Annotated in this window: 14 protein-coding genes and 2 pseudogenes; 5 read left to right on the forward strand and 11 right to left on the reverse strand. The window is 62.9% G+C overall.

Annotated features, from left to right (window positions below; translation table 11 throughout):
* Positions 1–76: 76 nt before the first annotated feature.
* From AC3AP7_RS18600 to AC3AP7_RS18635, 8 genes are all read right to left on the reverse strand, one after another.
* Complete coding sequence (locus tag AC3AP7_RS18600) at positions 77–1,324, reverse strand: MFS transporter (protein ID WP_487364059.1); 1,248 nt, start codon at positions 1,322–1,324, stop codon at positions 77–79.
* A 17-nt stretch (positions 1,325–1,341) separates the two neighbouring features.
* Positions 1,342–2,091 carry an SDR family NAD(P)-dependent oxidoreductase gene (locus AC3AP7_RS18605; protein ID WP_487364060.1) on the reverse strand — a complete coding sequence of 250 codons (750 nt, stop codon included), beginning with the start codon at positions 2,089–2,091 and terminating at the stop codon, positions 1,342–1,344.
* A 64-nt stretch (positions 2,092–2,155) separates the two neighbouring features.
* Positions 2,156–3,001 (reverse strand): alpha/beta fold hydrolase, encoded by an 846-nt coding sequence (locus AC3AP7_RS18610; protein ID WP_487364931.1) that lies wholly within the window; start codon positions 2,999–3,001, stop codon positions 2,156–2,158.
* A gap of 222 nt (positions 3,002–3,223) precedes the next feature.
* The gene (locus tag AC3AP7_RS18615) at positions 3,224–3,625 is read right to left on the reverse strand and encodes a nuclear transport factor 2 family protein (RefSeq protein WP_487364061.1); all 402 of its coding nucleotides are present in this window, start codon (positions 3,623–3,625) and stop codon (positions 3,224–3,226) included.
* 18 nt (positions 3,626–3,643) lie between these two features.
* The gene (locus tag AC3AP7_RS18620; RefSeq protein ID WP_487364062.1) at positions 3,644–4,147 is read right to left on the reverse strand and encodes a DUF3237 domain-containing protein; all 504 of its coding nucleotides are present in this window, start codon (positions 4,145–4,147) and stop codon (positions 3,644–3,646) included.
* Between the two features lie 25 nt (positions 4,148–4,172).
* On the reverse strand, positions 4,173–4,919 hold the full coding sequence (locus AC3AP7_RS18625) for an SDR family NAD(P)-dependent oxidoreductase (protein ID WP_487364063.1): 747 nt from the start codon (positions 4,917–4,919) through the stop codon (positions 4,173–4,175).
* Between the two features lie 160 nt (positions 4,920–5,079).
* Positions 5,080–6,279: an MFS transporter gene (locus AC3AP7_RS18630; protein ID WP_487364064.1), complete on the reverse strand. Its 1,200-nt coding sequence runs from the start codon at positions 6,277–6,279 to the stop codon at positions 5,080–5,082.
* A gap of 64 nt (positions 6,280–6,343) precedes the next feature.
* Positions 6,344–7,090, reverse strand: coding sequence for an SDR family NAD(P)-dependent oxidoreductase (locus AC3AP7_RS18635; RefSeq protein WP_487364065.1), 747 nt, complete (start codon positions 7,088–7,090; stop codon positions 6,344–6,346).
* 157 nt (positions 7,091–7,247) lie between these two features.
* Here AC3AP7_RS18635 and AC3AP7_RS18640 point away from each other — a divergent pair, with 157 nt between their 5' ends.
* Together AC3AP7_RS18640 and AC3AP7_RS18645 are read left to right on the forward strand one after the other, a co-directional pair.
* Positions 7,248–8,129 carry a LysR family transcriptional regulator gene (locus tag AC3AP7_RS18640; protein WP_487364066.1) on the forward strand — a complete coding sequence of 294 codons (882 nt, stop codon included), beginning with the start codon at positions 7,248–7,250 and terminating at the stop codon, positions 8,127–8,129.
* 45 nt (positions 8,130–8,174) lie between these two features.
* The gene (locus AC3AP7_RS18645; protein WP_487364067.1) at positions 8,175–8,894 is read left to right on the forward strand and encodes a LysR family transcriptional regulator; all 720 of its coding nucleotides are present in this window, start codon (positions 8,175–8,177) and stop codon (positions 8,892–8,894) included.
* A 1,008-nt stretch (positions 8,895–9,902) separates the two neighbouring features.
* Here AC3AP7_RS18645 and AC3AP7_RS18650 read toward each other — a convergent pair.
* Complete coding sequence (locus AC3AP7_RS18650; RefSeq protein WP_487364068.1) at positions 9,903–10,967, reverse strand: HoxN/HupN/NixA family nickel/cobalt transporter; 1,065 nt, start codon at positions 10,965–10,967, stop codon at positions 9,903–9,905.
* 159 nt (positions 10,968–11,126) lie between these two features.
* Between AC3AP7_RS18650 and nikR the strand changes: the two genes are divergently transcribed.
* Positions 11,127–11,585, forward strand: a complete 459-nt coding sequence (nikR, locus tag AC3AP7_RS18655; protein ID WP_487364069.1) for a nickel-responsive transcriptional regulator NikR — start codon at positions 11,127–11,129, stop codon at positions 11,583–11,585.
* Positions 11,586–11,827: 242 nt separating this feature from the next.
* Here nikR and AC3AP7_RS18660 read toward each other — a convergent pair.
* Positions 11,828–12,034: pseudogene (locus AC3AP7_RS18660) on the reverse strand (IS3 family transposase); the annotation flags it as partial.
* Between the two features lie 12 nt (positions 12,035–12,046).
* Positions 12,047–13,096: an IS110 family RNA-guided transposase gene (locus AC3AP7_RS18665; RefSeq protein ID WP_487364070.1), complete on the reverse strand. Its 1,050-nt coding sequence runs from the start codon at positions 13,094–13,096 to the stop codon at positions 12,047–12,049.
* Between the two features lie 346 nt (positions 13,097–13,442).
* Here AC3AP7_RS18665 and AC3AP7_RS18670 point away from each other — a divergent pair, with 346 nt between their 5' ends.
* Together AC3AP7_RS18670 and AC3AP7_RS18675 are read left to right on the forward strand one after the other, a co-directional pair.
* Positions 13,443–14,840 carry an IS30 family transposase gene (locus tag AC3AP7_RS18670; protein ID WP_487364071.1) on the forward strand — a complete coding sequence of 466 codons (1,398 nt, stop codon included), beginning with the start codon at positions 13,443–13,445 and terminating at the stop codon, positions 14,838–14,840.
* Positions 14,841–14,844: 4 nt separating this feature from the next.
* Positions 14,845–15,141, forward strand: a pseudogene (locus AC3AP7_RS18675) (IS3 family transposase); the annotation flags it as partial.
* Positions 15,142–15,295 lie beyond the last annotated feature (154 nt).

The following is a 15,295-nucleotide window of genomic DNA, read 5'->3' on the forward strand; positions in this document are numbered from 1 at the left end:
TCTCTTCTGGGGAGCGGCTGATTCTTATGTCACGCGAGGCAAGCAGATTCGGCAGTTCAATGGGAATCAGTGCCGGTCAATCGTCCGCGATGCGACGCAGGCCGAGCGCGAGTCCGAGCGTGGCGACACTCAAGGCAGCGATGAGGCCAGCGCCCAGATAGACGGCGAAGCCCAGCCCCTGAACCGTCGCGATGCGCCCCAGAATCGGCGCGAGTACGCCAATGGCCAGATAACCCAGGAGATAGAGCGCCGACAGGGCGCTACCGCGCCGTTCGACGGGAGTTGCGCGGTTGATGACTTCCAGCGCGCCCAGAAACAGCAGGCTATAGCCGGCGCCGGTCATCGCGGTCGCGGACAGGAAAAGCGTGATGCCGTGAAGGGCGGTTGCGGCCGCAAGCAATCCCATGCCCGCGCCGGACGCCGTGGCACCCGCAATCATTGCGGACCGCGTCGACAGCGATTTGCCCAGCAAACTCACGACACCGGACGTGATGGCGAAGACCGCGAGGATCGCGCCGTTGACGAGCGTGTTCGGGGAACGGACCAGGTCATGCGCGATCTGTCCGCCGAGCGACAGGATCATGACGCCGTGGGCGTAGGCGGTGATCATGGCGAACGCTGCGACCGCGAAGGCCCTGCGTGCGCGCCGCGGCACGGACGGCAGGCTAGGCGTCCAGCCGCTGGCGGCGCCGCGCTCCGCGGGCCGGGGCAGGCACCACGTGACGACGAACAGCGCCGCGATCAGCAGCGCCAGCAGCCAGAACACCAGATGCAGGGGCCAGGGCGCGTATTGCGTCAGCGCGCCCCCGACGATGAGCGCCGCCGCGAAGCCCGCGGCCTGGGCGGCCGTGGCAACCACGGAGGCACGGCGTGGCGCTCCGCCCTTGTTGAATTCGACCATCGCCGCCGTCGACGGTCCGGCGGTCAGGCCGACGCCGACGCCCATGAATGCCCGGGCCACGAAAAGCCATGAGACGTCGTGCGCAAGCGCAAGCGTCAGCGCGCCGAGGAACGACGCGCCCAGGCCGAGCAGCATCGTCGCCCGCCGGCCGATCTGGTCGGACAGGCCGCCGAACAGCAGCAGCACGCTGACGACCACGATCGGGTAGATCGCGAAGATGGCGGCCGTGGTTGTCTGCGTGAGGTGCCATTCGCTCGCGTAGAGCCGGTACGTCATGGCGGGCGCGGCGCTGGTCCAGAGGGTATGCGCGACCACGCCGGCCGAGACCCAGAAGCTGGCGCGCGCGCCGAGTGCGACATGCGTATGCCGGCGGGTGCTCCCGCGGCGATTCGCGGCAACGGTCGGGCAGGCTGCGTGGGTCATGGCCGTCTCCGTCGGGGTTAGAGCTTCGAGCCGCCATCGACGCGCAGCGTGTCGCCCGTCACCCAGCGCGCCGCGTCGGATGCGAGGAACAGGGCGGCGCCCGCGATGTCGTCGGGCTGCGCGACGCGCTTGAGGGCCTGCATGCCGAGCGTGAAGTCGCGGCCGGCATCGGTTTTGGCGAAGTTCGACATGTCGGTCTCGACGACGCCCGGTGCGATGGCGTTCACACGGATGCCGCGCTCGCCGAGCGCCGCGGCGAAGTGCTTGACCAGCGTGTCGATCGCGCCCTTGGTCGCGGCGTAGGCCGACAGGTTGCCGACCGCGTTGCGCGCGGCAAGGGAGGACAGCAGGACCACGCTGCTGCCTTCGCCCAGCACGGGCAGCAACTGCTGGACGAGGAAGTACGGTGCGCGCACGTTGACGGCAAACAGGCGGTCGAAGTCTTCGATCGTCGTCTCCGCAATGGGCGCGGCCTTCGAGATGCCGGCATTCGCCACGAAGATGTCGAGGCGCTCGCCCACCCGCGCACGGACCTGACGGGCCAGTTCGTGCGGGCCGTTCGCCGTGCTCAGGTCCGCTGCGACCGTTTCGGCCGAACCGCCCGACGCCCGGATCGTCTCGACCACGGAACGTGCAGCCTGTTCGTCGCTGCCGAAATGCACGAGCACGCGTGCGCCTGCGGCAGCGAGCGCCAGGGCGGTGGCGCGGCCGATGCCGCGCGAAGCGCCCGTGACGAGGGCGGTCTTGCCATCAAGATTAGTACTCACAATGAATTCTCCTTGGGTGATGCATCGAAAAGGCGGATATAGCGACTAAGGAATCACGAAGGAATCACGCAAGAAAGCGGGAAACGTCTTCCACGAAACGCTCGGGGTATTGATAAAGCGAACCGTGATTGGCGTCGGGATAGATGATCAGCTGGGCATCCGGAATGTGCTGGCGCAGGATCAGCGAATTGACCGTGTAAATGATCACGTCGTTGTCGCCGTTGACGACCAGCGTCGGCTGGCGGAGTGCCGACAGGTAAGCGTACGGGTTGTCTTGCGGTTTGCCCCATTTCGCGAGCGCCGCGAGCTGGGCCGGCGCCACGGCTTCGCTGGCGGCCGGATCGCGGTTCTCGGTGCGGCGACGCAGGCGTTCGAGAAACGCCCGCCCGGCGGCCTGGCTGGTTTCGGTCGGCGAGAAATGCACGCGCAGCCAGAGGTGGTCCGGCTCGGCATAGGCCGCGCCGAAGATGTCTTGGGCTTCCGGCGTCAGCGAGGCCATGCCTTCTCCACTGCGCGGGCCGGTGCCGACGAGGATCAGGCGGCGCACCAGGGCGGGCTCGGCAATGGCGAGCGTCTGGGCAATCAGGCCGCCCATCGAGAAGCCCAGTACATCGACCTGTTCGAGGCCGAGCGCACGGATGAACGCGGCGGCGTGGGCCGCCATCTCCTCGATCGATTCGGGGACGCTGCCCGAGCTGCCCGCAATGCCCGCGTTGTTGAACAGGATGACCTCGCGTCCCGCGGCGAGGCCGTCGGTCACGGCAGGGTCCCAGTGATCCATGGTGCCGGTGAAGTGCATGTTCATGACGAGCGGAACACCCTGCGGATTGCCGAAGCGGCGATACGCGAAGCGGATGCCGTTTGCCTCGACGTATTGCGTCGGCGCGGTGTGGTGAGTCGGGTGGGCCATGATCGCGGTCCTTTCAGAGGCGGGTTGAGCGGTTGACTGTCTGGTATGTCTGGAATGCATGGGGTGCTGCTTTCTCAGTCCGCTCACGTGCCTGCAAGTCTTGTGTGGCGGTGCCTGTTGATGGGTAATGTACGCGCTGTCCGGCAACAGGAAAAAGACTTTGCAGGCAATCGGCCATGCTTCTAAGGTATGGGGCGTGCATGGCCGTCGGCGCCCCGCGAATCAGGACGGAAAGCGTTGGCCGAACATCGGCAGGCCGCTGACGGACTGGGCCGCGCTGGCCTCGTCCTGGAGCACGTCCCAGTGCTCGGCCAGCTTGCCGTTCTCGAAACGCACGATGTCGGCGGCAATCCAGGCGGCGGGTCTGCCGTTGCCGGAAAACCGGCCATGCGCAATCACGTAATCGCCTTCCGCCACCACGAGCTGATTCTCGTAACGCAACGTGTCGGGCAAGGTGCGGATCAGGTCGAACAGGCCTTCACGTCCGGGCGCAATGTGCGCGCTGTGCTGGATATAGGCCTCCGACCAGAAGCGCTCGGCGGAGGCGTAGTCGCGCTGGTTGAAGAGCGTATCGAACGCTTCGAGCAGCAGCGCCTTGTTCTGTGCGGGGGTAGTCGTGGTCATGGTGTTCTCCGGTGAGTATCACAGCACTTCGAATACGCTGTACACGGGGCCGTACGCGAAGCGGTGGCCGAGGCCGACGGCCAGGATGCCGTTCAGCCATTCGTAGCGTCCGGCCGGCGCTTCGAACACGGGGTTGATGCGGAAGTAGTAGCTTGCGGGGTCGACAACTTCACCCCGTTCCAGGCGCTCGATCACGTCGGTCGGACCATGCCGGACGCCGTGGTACGACATCAGGAGGTGGACGCCGTCGTCGGTGCGCAGCGTGACGCGCACATCGTGCGTCGTGCCGGTAGCGCCGCGCACGGTCTGCCAGTCGTTACTGCCGTCCAGTACGGTACCGGTGAGCCGGTCGCCCTGGAACGTGCCGGACTCGACGATACCGACGCGACGCAACGCGCCTGGCGTCTGACCGACCGTTACGATCGGCTTGACGCCCAGACGGACCACGAACAGCGGCCGCGTCCGGACTGCCTTCATGACCGGGGGGAGATCGTCAAATTGGGGCGTATGGCTTGCGGACATGGTGTTCTCCTCTCATCCGGCGGGTTCAGGCAGTCCTGCCGCCGTTGACGCGCAGCACTTCGCCGGTCATGTAGCCGGCCTTGTCCGATCCGACGAAGACGATGGCCTCGGCGATTTCCTCGGGTGTTCCCGCGCGCTTGAGCGGGACGCTCGACAGCATGGCAGCCTTGCGCTCGCCGGAGCCGGTCAGCCGGGTGAGCATCTCCGTGTCGATGGGGCCGGGCGCGACGGCATTCACGCGCACGCCCGACGCAGCCGCTTCCAGCGCCGCGGATTTCGTGAGGCCTTCGACTGCGTGCTTGCTGGCCGTGTAGATAGACATGCCGGCTGCGCCGCGCACGCCCATCGTCGACGACACGTTGACGATGCTGCCGCGCTGCTGGGCTGTCATCACGCGCAGCTCGTGCTTCATCGCGAGCAGGGTGCCGAGTACGTTGGCGTCGAAGACAGCTGCGTAGCGCTCGGGCGTTTGCTCCGTGACCGGGCCCGATTCGCCTTCGACGCCGGCCGCGTTGACGGCGATGTCGAGTTGACCGAAGCGTGCGACGGTTCCCTGGACGAGGGCTTCGACCTGTTCTTCATGGCGAACGTCTGCCTGGATGAATTCGGCTTCGACGCCGGTTGCGCGCAGTTCTTCGGCGAGCTTCCCGCCGACTTCGGCCCGGCGGCCGGCAAGCACGACGCGCGCCTTGTCGCGGGCGAATGCGAAGGCGGTGGCGCGGCCAATGCCGGACAGCGCGCCGGTGATCAGGACGACGGGGGCGTTGTTCATGTTGCTTCTCCTGTTGGGTGGGGTTCTGCGCAAGGAATGGGATCAAGCGGAAATCGCGTCGGCGGGCAGCGCTTCGATTGCATCGATACGGTCGGGGTAGAACGCCAGATGCTCGCGGATCGCCGTAACGGTTGCGTACGGTTGCTCAGCGGGGCAGCGTTCAGCAGGTGGCGGGCTCGTCGGCGCTGCGCGGATGGCCGCCCGTCAGCGCCAGCGTCAGGATCGACAGCACGGCGAGTCCGGCGCCGAAGAACATCGCGTCGAAGAGACCGAATCCGTCGACGACCCGGCCGCCTGCGAATGAGCCCAGTGCAATCGAGATCTGGAAGTTGGCGACGAAAAGCGCCATGCCGCCTTCGCGCACTTCGCGGGTGGCCTGGGCCATCCACATCTGCAGCGCGACCGGTAGCGCACCATATGCGGTTCCCCACGCGGCCAGCGTTACCAGCACCCAGGGCCGGCTGGCGCCGAATGCGGGAAGCATGGCAAGCGGCAATGCGATGAACACGATGCTTGCGACCAGGGTCGTCCTGACGCTACGTTGCGCGGATGAACCGCCGATGAAATTACCCGCCAGACCGATGAACGTATAGCCGAGCAGCAGCAACGAGATGACCTTGCCGCCAAAGCCCGACACCGTCGCGAGGAACGGGGTGATGTATGTGTAGGTCGCAAACTGCCCGCACAGTGCCAGCGTCATCGCGATCAGCCCGATGCGCGCCGGCCGGGTGCCGAAGAGACCGAGCAGATCGCGTGTGCTGACCCGATGCGCCACGTGCAGCGACGGCAACGTCGCCCACTGGGCCAGCAACGCGGCAACGGACAGCGCGAGCGCGGCGCCAAACGCGGTGCGCCAGCCCACCATGTCTCCGATCAGCGCGCCCGCCGGCCCGCCGATCAGCATGCCGAGCGACACGCCCGCGAAGATCAGCGACGTGGCCCGGCCGACCTGCTCGTTCGGCACGAGTCGGGCGCCGAGCCCCACGCTGATCGCCCAGAATCCGCCGATGCCGAATCCGAACAGCGCGCGGGCGACGATGAGAATCGCGAAATCGGGCGCCAGCATGGCCATCAGATTCGAGATCACGAGCAGCACGCCCAGGCCCAGCAATACGCGTCGGCGGTCGAAGCGTCCGACTGCCACGGTCAGCAGCGGCGCGGCGATGGCGGCCAGCAGACCGGGCGTCGTGACCATGATGCCGGCAGTGCCTTCGCTGACGCCCAGTCCCTGGTTGATGTAGCGGAGTAACCCGACCGGGAGGAATTCAGTCGTGCAGAATACGGTCGCACTGAGTGCGACTGAAAGAACCGCGAGCCAGTTTCGCGTGCGCGAAGGCTGGATTGAAGTGATTTGCGTCATGATGTATTCCGGTTTGCGTGAATCGTTCTGAGCGGCTGAATGGGCGGCGTCGCGCCCGCTGCGCCTAGAGCTTCGAGCCGCCGTCCACATGGAGCGTCGCGCTCGTCGTCCATCGGGCCTCGCCGGAGGCGAGAAACGTGATTGCAGCGGCGATGTCCCCGGGTTCCGCGAGCCGTTTGATGGCCTGCAGGCCGAGTGTCATGTCGCGGCCTTCTTCGGTGCGGGTGAAGCTCGACATGTCGGTTTGCACCACGCCGGGCGCGACCGCGTTCACGCGGATGCCGCGTGCTCCGAGGTCAGCCGCCAAATGGCGCACGAGGGTTTCCACGGCGCCCTTCGTGGCCGAGTAGGCCGACAGGTCGCCCACGGCTGCATGGGCCGCGAGCGAAGACAGCAGCGTGACGCTGCTGCCCTTGCACATGATCGGCAGAAGCTGCTGCACGAGAAAATACGGCGCGCGGACGTTGACGGCGAACAGCTCGTCGAAATCCTCGACACGGGTTTCCTCGAGCGTGGCGGCCTTTGCGACGTCCGCATTGGCAACGAGGATGTCGAGCCGTTCGCCGACGATTGCGCGGACCTGCCGCGCGAGTCGGTGCGGCCCGTCGGCTTCCGCGAGATCGGCCTGGATCGCATGGGCACGGCTGCCTGCTGCAGTGATTTCAGCGACGACGGCCTCTGCTTCACGTGCATGGTGGCCATAGTGGACGATGACCTGAGCGCCCGCCTGCGCGAGCGCGAGCGCCGCGGCGCGCCCGATGCCGCGCGAAGCGCCCGTGACGAGCGCGGTCTTTCCGGTGAGGGTCTTCATGATCGTGTCCTTCCCGCAGATGACTGACGTTGAGGTGAGCGACGGTTTCGTCCGGCTGCTGGAATCGAACGATAGTCGGCACTTGTCCGCGCGAAAAAGACTTTGTAAGCTGGGCGTCATACCTGACAGGCATGACTACCCGTAAAGGACCGCGCGCATGGAACTGCGTCATCTGCGTTATTTCGTTGCCGTGGCGGAAGAGGGCAGCCTGACCGTCGCGGCGGAGCGGCGGCTCTATACGTCGCAGCCGTCCCTGAGCCGGCAGATCCGCGATCTCGAATACGAGGTCGGGGCGCAACTGTTCGTGCGCAGTGCGCGCGGCATTGAACTGACCGATGCCGGCAAGGCATTTCTCGACCATGCGCGCCTCGCCCTGGCCCAGGTCGACGCGGCGCGCGAGGCCGCGCGGCGGGCGGCCCGGCCTTCAAAGCCGACGTTTGCCGTCGGCTTTCTGAGCGGCCAGGAAGTGACCTGGCTTGCCGAGGCGACGCGTGTTCTCGCGGCCGATCTGCAGACCCTCGAGATGACGGTGTCGAGCGAACACTCCCCGGATCTGGCCGAGGGACTGTCCGCGGGCCGGCTCGATATCGCGTTCATGCGTGCCGAAGCCAATCGGCCCGACCTCGAGTACGTGACGGTTGCGCGCGAGCCGTTCGTCGTGCTGATGCCGAGCGATCATCGCCTCGCGGCCTTCGACGAGATCGACGTGCACGAACTGGCGAGCGAGCTGTTCATTGGCGGCTCGGACGTGGCGGGCCCCATGCGCCGCGCGATCGAGAACTATCTGGCGGCAAACGGTCTCGCCATCGAGCCGGCGCATCGCGTCCACAACCTGACGATGGCGATGTCGCTGATCGCCTCCACGAGAGGTGTTGCCCTCTTGCCTGCCTACGCCGAGAAACTGCTGCCCTGGTCGGTGACGAGCCGGCCGCTCAAAGGCGAACCGCCGAGGATCGAACTGGTGGTCGGGTATAACCGGAACAATCGTTCACCCCTTGTCGAGCTCTTCCTCTCGCGGATCGATCAGATCAGGAGGTGATTCCAGTAACGGGGCGCCTGGCCTCGCAACGTGAAAGACCCAACCATGAACGACATTCTTTCCCTCAAGCTCTACACCCGCGTGGCGCGTCTCGGCAGCTTTTCTGCTGCTGCACGGGAGGTCGGTCTTTCTCAGTCGCAGGTCTCCCGCCTGATTGCGGATATGGAAAGCGACCTCGGGGTGCGCCTGTTATCCCGCACCACGCGTGCGGTGGTGCCGACCGATGCGGGCGCTGATTTTCTGGCACGCGTCGAGCCCATCCTGATCGCGCTCGAAGAGGCGGAACATAGCGTGCGCGAAGGGACCGACCTGCGAGGCGTGCTGCGGATGAGCATGCCCACCAGCGTGGGCGTTCGCGAAGTGCTTCCGCGCTTGCAGCCGTTCGCCGAGAAGCCCCCCGAACTGCGGATCGAACTGACGCTGGGCGATCAACGCCAGGATCTCATTCGCGACGCGGTCGATGTCGCCATCCGGCTCGGGCGACTCGTCGATTCAACCGCCACGGCGAGGCGCATCACGAATACCCGCTATGCCATCAGCCTTCCTTGCGGTTGGCCTGCCATCGCTGGCAGCACGTCGGGCTTACCGTGTTCCACAAACATCACAACGAGTGGGTTAGGTCCTGCCTGTACACCGGTGGTCTCCCTGTCCGTGTGCTCCGTAGCAAAGGGAGGAGCAGCCGACCACGTACCGTTTTGGTTCAAGCCTGTCAGCATCTTTGGCTTGTCGTGCCTAACGATGCCTGCGGCAGTTCACATCTGTTGACCATGCCACTCAGCCTGGGATCCCACCCACATCGATGCTCGCAGGTGACGTCTCCTCCTCGCGGAGGCTGACGCGGCCCGAAGGCCCGACACGTTGTCCCCGTGGCTTCACACGTCGCTGTTGCCGGCAACGCATGCACAGGTAGGCTACGGCCGACGGAACGGCCGGTCTCGTCACCAGCCTTGTGGGCGGGCGAGACAATGATGTTTGCGACTTCACGTCGCACTTTCGCCAGGCACTCCACCTCCGGCGCATGCAGCGCGTAAAGTTTGTTCTTGTCCTTTTGCTTCTGCGTGAGCATCCGCTTCGTGCGGCCGATCAGCTCTTCCAACGCCGCGTGAATGGCGTCAACGGTCGTGGCACCGACGGCGCTCGATCATGGATGGGCCAGTCGGCCTGATTGTCCGGCATTGGTCGTGGGCTAGGAATCATCCTTCGCTGTTCGGTGCAGCGCGCAGCAGAGCACAAGTCGATTTCGCGGCCCGTGGTCGCGCGAATTTCCTCCGTACCCACCAGCAATGGCGGCGGAACCCCCAGAGTTAAGGCTCTGCAGGGTTTGTTTTTTTGCGACTTACAAGTCGACGATCAAATGATGAGTGGCTTCCAACGGATTGCTGGGGTATATATCTTGGAGGCGCCTCGGAATCGTCGCGCTTCGCTAGCGAAATTCAGCACACTATTCGTGCGCGTGAGCCGCGTGTCGTGCCGTTGCACGAAGTGATTGACCTAGCTCCGGGTCGAGCGCCAAGTTCGCGACGATTACGCATGAGTAGACCGACTCATGCTCGCGAGGGGCAGTCTTACCGGATAGGCTTGGCTTGATCGCCAGCACTGTCGGTAGAGAAGACCGACGCACGCTGAGCAGCGATTCGGCCAAAACGCGAGTTGGTCCGCGGATGAAGCACGCTGTCGACCCAACGCGGACGTAGGCGCAGCGCGACCGTTTGTCTGTCGATCCCTCTCAAAGGGACTTGGAGGAATAATGTAGCGATCCGATCTGCCGCCATGTCAGGTTTGACCCGACGTAACCTCCATTTCGTCAAATCGTTTCCATCGGTAGACGACAACGGAGCATAGCCAACTCACGATAAACACACCGACGATGACATAGCCGATCAATCCGAAGTTGTCGTTGAGCTTGCCCACGTCATCCCAGAACGGACCAGACAGTTGTAGCTGGTTACCAAGTAGCCCAAGCCCTTCTATGCCGCCCACGACCAGCGCGACGATGACCGAAATCGAAGTAATGGTGATGTTGTAATAGAGCTTGCGGACAGGCTTTACGAACGCCCAACCATAGGCGCCGAGCATAAGGATGCTATCCGTCGTATCGATCAGCGTCATGCCGGCCGTGAACAGCACCGGGAACACCAGGATCGACCAGATCGGCATGCCCTGTGCAGCGCTCGCGGCAGAGATGCCGAGCAAGCCTACCTCGGTCGCAGTGTCGAAGCCCAGACCGAACAGGAAGCCCAGGAAGTACATGTGCCAGCTTCGTGTGACAAGTCCGAACAGGGGACGGAAAATCCGCGCCAGGAAGCCCCGATTGGCGAGCAGCAAGTCGAAGTCCTCGTCGACGTAGGGCTCGCCGCGACGCACACGCCGGAATGCGGCAATCACGGCTTTCAGGATGAACAGGTTCATCAGTGCGATCGCAAACAGGAAGAACGTCGATACCAGCGTACCGATCACCCCGCCCACGTCCTTGAACGCGTCCATCTGGCTCTTCATTGCAAGCGCTGTTGCCGCGATGCCGACAGAGGCGAGCACGACGATCGTCGAGTGGCCCAGGGAAAACATGAGGCCGACGGAAATCGGTCGCCGGCCCGCCTGCATCAGCTTGCGCGTCACATTGTCGATGGCGGCGATATGATCCGCGTCCACCGCATGACGCAGGCCAAACGACCATGCCAGCAGACTGGTCCCCATCAGCAGCGGATAGTGACGGAAGACAGCCAATGCCCACACCCATGCGCCGACGTTGAACGCCACAAGTAGCGCGTAGAGCACACCGATCTTCTGCTTCATCTGGCCCTGTTCGTCGCCAAACAGTGCCTTGATCAGATTCGTCATTTGTTCTCCGGACAGGTTACATTACAAAACCCCGTTACGGACGCACGAAATCCAGCATCATCCGCATCCGTCCAGATAATATCTTTTCAAAAAAACCTCATACTCCTGGCGGCGTACCATCAGCGGCCCAGGTCGAAATATTTCTGTGCAGGAGCCACCATGCAGTGCATCACGATCACGATTGACGACGAGCTGTTAGCTTCGCTGGACGAACTGGTCGCCGATCGTGGCTACACAAGCCGCTCCGAGGCGTTCCGTGACCTCGTTCGCGAGCATCTGGCACGGCAGCCGTCGGTACAGACGGGTAGCCACTGCGTCGCGACGCTCACCTATGTCTACGATCACGCTACGCGTGATCTGGCGCGTCGGATTACCGAAGCACATCACGATCGCCACGACTTGTCAGTGGCAAGCACCCGCGTGCATCTCGACCATATGAGCTTGCTCGAATCGTCGGTTCTTCGCGGCCGCACCGCGGATGTGACGAATTTCGCAGACACGATTACCAGCCAGCGCGGCGTCCGCTTCGCGAACCTGCACACGATACCGGCACTCGCTGAGCGCTCCCGCCACCATCATGGCGATGCCGCTGCACCTCACGACCATCTACACGTGTGAGCTCTGCACCGATCAAGTGCTAGCGGCACCCAATGAAAACGGCGAAGCTAAACCGACCACCTGCGGGCAGATCCTTCGGCATTGATCTCGAAGCCAAATAAAGTGGCTATACTTTCGGTAAGAATTCTGGATGCCGAACAATATCGTACTGTTCTGCCTTTCGGCGTTTGTCCCTTGCCAAATAGGGGATTCGCTGGCGATGCCCTGAGCTTGGGCGCGTTTTCCGGCTACCAACGTAGCGTCTATGCTGCTAATTTCTCTTCTTCGAACCAGGCGTCATACTGCTGAACCGGCGTGCGATAGCCAATCGAAGAATGCCGGCGGCGCCGATTGTAAAACCCTTCGATGTACTCGAACAGATCGCGCCGGGCGGCATCGCGAGTGCCATAGCGTTCATGGAATACCCGTTCGTTTTTCAGACTGTTGAAGAAGCTTTCCATCGGCGCGTTGACGCTCCTATGTCAAGCAACATGCGTCGAATCGGCCAGATCGGCAAGGATGAGCGGGTACAACTCCCGTACGATATAGCGCTTCAGGCACCGGTGGATTTCCTTGTTCGACATGCCTTCCTTCGTCCGACGTTCGACATACGCCCTGGTACGTGGATCGCTGCGCATCCGAACCATCGCAATAGTCCATAGAGCGTTATTTGCAGACCGGTCACCGCCTCTGTTCAGTCGATGCCGGACCGTCTTGCCGGAAGACGCCTGTAATGGACTCGTCCCACAAAGGGCCGCCAGCGCGGCCTCACTTTTCAGGCGTTCGGGATTGTCACCCGCCACAGCAACCAATACTGCAGCGGTCTGCGGGCCGACGCCGAACCGATCGCGAAGTCGCCTGGCATGCTGGCTGGTCAGGCTGTCAAGCATGGTGTCGAGCGCTTTGAGCTCCTCTGCGAGCGTCAACCAGCGCTTCGCCAGCAGACGCAGTGTGGCCGTGAGCGTTTGCAACATTGGCGTTTTGCCCAACGAGCGAAGACGGGCGCAACCGTTAACGCATTCTGCAGTCTTCGTTTTCAGAAGACGCTCGCGGATCTCTTGGGGAGCGTTCACGAGCAAAGCCCGTAACTGATTGATAGCCTGCGTCTTGGCCTTCACGGCACTGCGTCTGGCGACGGAGACGGCACGCATTGCCTCAGCTGCACCAGACTGTTCCTTTGGAATAGCCGTAGCCCTTCCGGCGAGGACAGCACGCGCGGCGTTTTCGGCATCCGTCGGATCTGATTTTCCTTTGGACCGGCGCAGCGCACGATCGGGACGATTGACTTCAAGCACCTCGATCTCGTGATCGCGTAGCACACGTGCCAACCCCGCTCCGTAGGTGCCGGTTCCTTCAACCCCGGCGCGACATAACTGTCCGAACGAGTTCGCCCATGTGAGCAGGTCGAGATATCCTGCCGTGTCGGTCCTTACCGATAGCGTTCCGAGAAGCCTGCCTGTGTCGCTGATTACAGCCCCGACATGCGTATCCAGATGCGTGTCAACACCCAGAATGACTTCGTTTTGTTCCATGCGTGTGTCCGTTGTGGTGGGCGCATCACCAACCCCAATCGCAGGACAGGACACTCACGGTGCAGAAACAAAGCTCCTATCAGGTCACAGACGCTGGGCCCGGCAACGCTCGGGGAACGCCGGAACCCGATCGACAGGTCAATGCCAAGGCACCTCGGCCAATCCCAGCACGGGTCAGATCGGTCCGACGTTCGAGGCGTATTCTGGACTGAGTGTCCCAGCAATTTCCCTTTCGGCTCATCGAGCAACGCATGCCGTATTCGGCCAATAACGCCTGATAGTCGCCGCTGCAATACTGGGCGTATTCAACCGGTCCTCGCAACACCTTTAATCGAGGAGGTGTTGCATGGGACGAAGTGCAAAACAGGTGTATCGGTTGACAGGGCGAGGAGCGATGTACTCGCCGGGGGCGCCCTCACTTGGAAATGAGATCGAGCGTCGGTTCTGGCAACAGATCGCCACTGGCATTACAAGCGAGAAAGCAGCGGAGGCGGTAGGCGCATCGCAAGCGATAGGCTCGCGCTGGTTCCGCTATCGTGGCGGCATGCCACTATTCATGTCGAAGCCTATTGCGGGTCGATACTTGTCGTTCGCTGAGCGAGAAGAGATAGCATTGCTTTCTGCCCAAGGCCTCGGGGTGCGCGAGATCGCCCGCCGTATCGGACGCAGTCCATCAACCGTTTCGCGAGAACTCACGCGCAACGCGGCGACACGTGGCGGGTACCTCGAGTATCGTGCTTCGGTCGCGCAGTGGAAAGCGGAACGGTTCGCTAAACGACCAAAGCCGGCGAAGCTGGCGACTAATGCACGGCTGCGTCAATATGTACAGGAGCGTCTGGATGGCAAAGTACATGACGCGGATGGTCGTGAAATTGCCGGGCCCAGGCAGGCACCGTTCAAGGGTCGAAATAAACCGCATCGCGGTGACCGAAAGTGGGTCAACGGGTGGTCACCCGAACAAATTGCCAATCGATTGCAGGTAGATTTCCCGGACGATGAGTCTATGCGCATCTCTCACGAAGCCATTTACCAAGCGCTCTATATTCAAGGGCGAGGCGCGCTCAAGCGTGAGTTGGTGGGCTGCCTGCGCACCGGGCGCGCGTTGCGCGTTCCGCGAGCGAGAGCGCGTGCCAAGGCGTGGGCGCACGTCAGTGAGGAGGTGATGATTTCCAGCCGGCCTGCAGAGGCGGAAGATCGTGCTGTGCCCGGCCATTGGGAAGGCGACCTGCTCATTGGCCTGAACCGATCGGCCGTCGGGACGCTGGTGGAAAGATCAAGCCGGTTCACGATGCTCGTGCACTTGCCTCGGGAGAAAGGCTATGGATTGATTCCGCGCACGAAAAACGGACCAGCCCTGGCCGGCTACGGGGCTGTCACGATGGCCAATGCACTCAAGAAGACCGTCACTGACTTGCCTGCTGAGTTGTGGCGATCATTGACCTGGGATCGTGGCAAGGAACTGTCCGATCATGCCCGCTTCACTGTTGAGTCAGGCGTGAAGGTATTCTTCGCCGATCCGCACAGCCCATGGCAGCGTGGTACGAACGAAAACACCAATGGCCTTCTGCGACAGTACTTCCCAAAGGGCACCGACCTGGCCCGGTGGAGTGCTCGAGAGATCCAGGCCGTCGCTAATACGTTGAATTCAAGGCCCCGGGAAACTCTCGGCTGGAAGACGCCTGCGGAAGCCCTGGACGAGTACCTAAAATCTGTTCAACAATCCAGTGTTGCGAGGACCGGTTGAATCCGCCCAGTATTGCAGCGTATTGTTCCGGGACACGCTCAAGGCGTACGGCATGCGTTCGTCGATGAGCCGGCGTAGCGATTTTTGGGATACTAATGCACCGACCGAAAGCCTGTGGGGTTCGCTGAAGGTCGCACGACTGCACGGTCGGCACTTCGCGACGCGGCGTGCTGCGAAGGATGAAATCGTCGGCTGGCTTGGTTTCTACAATGCCCGCCGACTGCATTCGACATTGGACTACGTCAGTCCCATGACGTTCGAGAAGAATTGGGCCGCCGCTCAGCGAGGGCAAGCGGCTTGATTGCCTCAGCTATGGGATTCGTGAAACAGGGGCAAGGCCAAAGTGTCGTCGAGTGTCGACTCCTGGCTGATCCTGAAAACTCACTGATGAGCGCATGCCGACGAGGGGGTTCTCGACCTCCGCGGTCGACCCATAAAAGTCAATTGTCTCTCTC

It is taken from the genome of Paraburkholderia sp. PAMB 6770 (genome assembly GCF_057748135.1).

Bases quoted from the DNA above. Each gene is read 5' to 3' on its own strand.
- AC3AP7_RS18600 (WP_487364059.1), bottom strand. From the start codon at position 1,324: ATGACCCACGCAGCCTGCCCGACCGTTGCCGCGAATCGCCGCGGGAGC.
- AC3AP7_RS18610 (WP_487364931.1), bottom strand. From the start codon at position 3,001: ATGGCCCACCCGACTCACCACACCGCGCCGACGCAATACGTCGAGGCA.
- AC3AP7_RS18615 (WP_487364061.1), bottom strand. From the start codon at position 3,625: ATGACCACGACTACCCCCGCACAGAACAAGGCGCTGCTGCTCGAAGCG.
- AC3AP7_RS18620 (WP_487364062.1), bottom strand. From the start codon at position 4,147: ATGTCCGCAAGCCATACGCCCCAATTTGACGATCTCCCCCCGGTCATG.
- AC3AP7_RS18625 (WP_487364063.1), bottom strand. From the start codon at position 4,919: ATGAACAACGCCCCCGTCGTCCTGATCACCGGCGCGCTGTCCGGCATT.
- AC3AP7_RS18630 (WP_487364064.1), bottom strand. From the start codon at position 6,279: ATGACGCAAATCACTTCAATCCAGCCTTCGCGCACGCGAAACTGGCTC.
- AC3AP7_RS18635 (WP_487364065.1), bottom strand. From the start codon at position 7,090: ATGAAGACCCTCACCGGAAAGACCGCGCTCGTCACGGGCGCTTCGCGC.
- AC3AP7_RS18640 (WP_487364066.1), top strand. From the start codon at position 7,248: ATGGAACTGCGTCATCTGCGTTATTTCGTTGCCGTGGCGGAAGAGGGC.
- AC3AP7_RS18645 (WP_487364067.1), top strand. From the start codon at position 8,175: ATGAACGACATTCTTTCCCTCAAGCTCTACACCCGCGTGGCGCGTCTC.
- AC3AP7_RS18650 (WP_487364068.1), bottom strand. From the start codon at position 10,967: ATGACGAATCTGATCAAGGCACTGTTTGGCGACGAACAGGGCCAGATG.
- nikR (WP_487364069.1), top strand. From the start codon at position 11,127: ATGCAGTGCATCACGATCACGATTGACGACGAGCTGTTAGCTTCGCTG.
- AC3AP7_RS18665 (WP_487364070.1), bottom strand. From the start codon at position 13,096: ATGGAACAAAACGAAGTCATTCTGGGTGTTGACACGCATCTGGATACG.
- AC3AP7_RS18670 (WP_487364071.1), top strand. From the start codon at position 13,443: ATGGGACGAAGTGCAAAACAGGTGTATCGGTTGACAGGGCGAGGAGCG.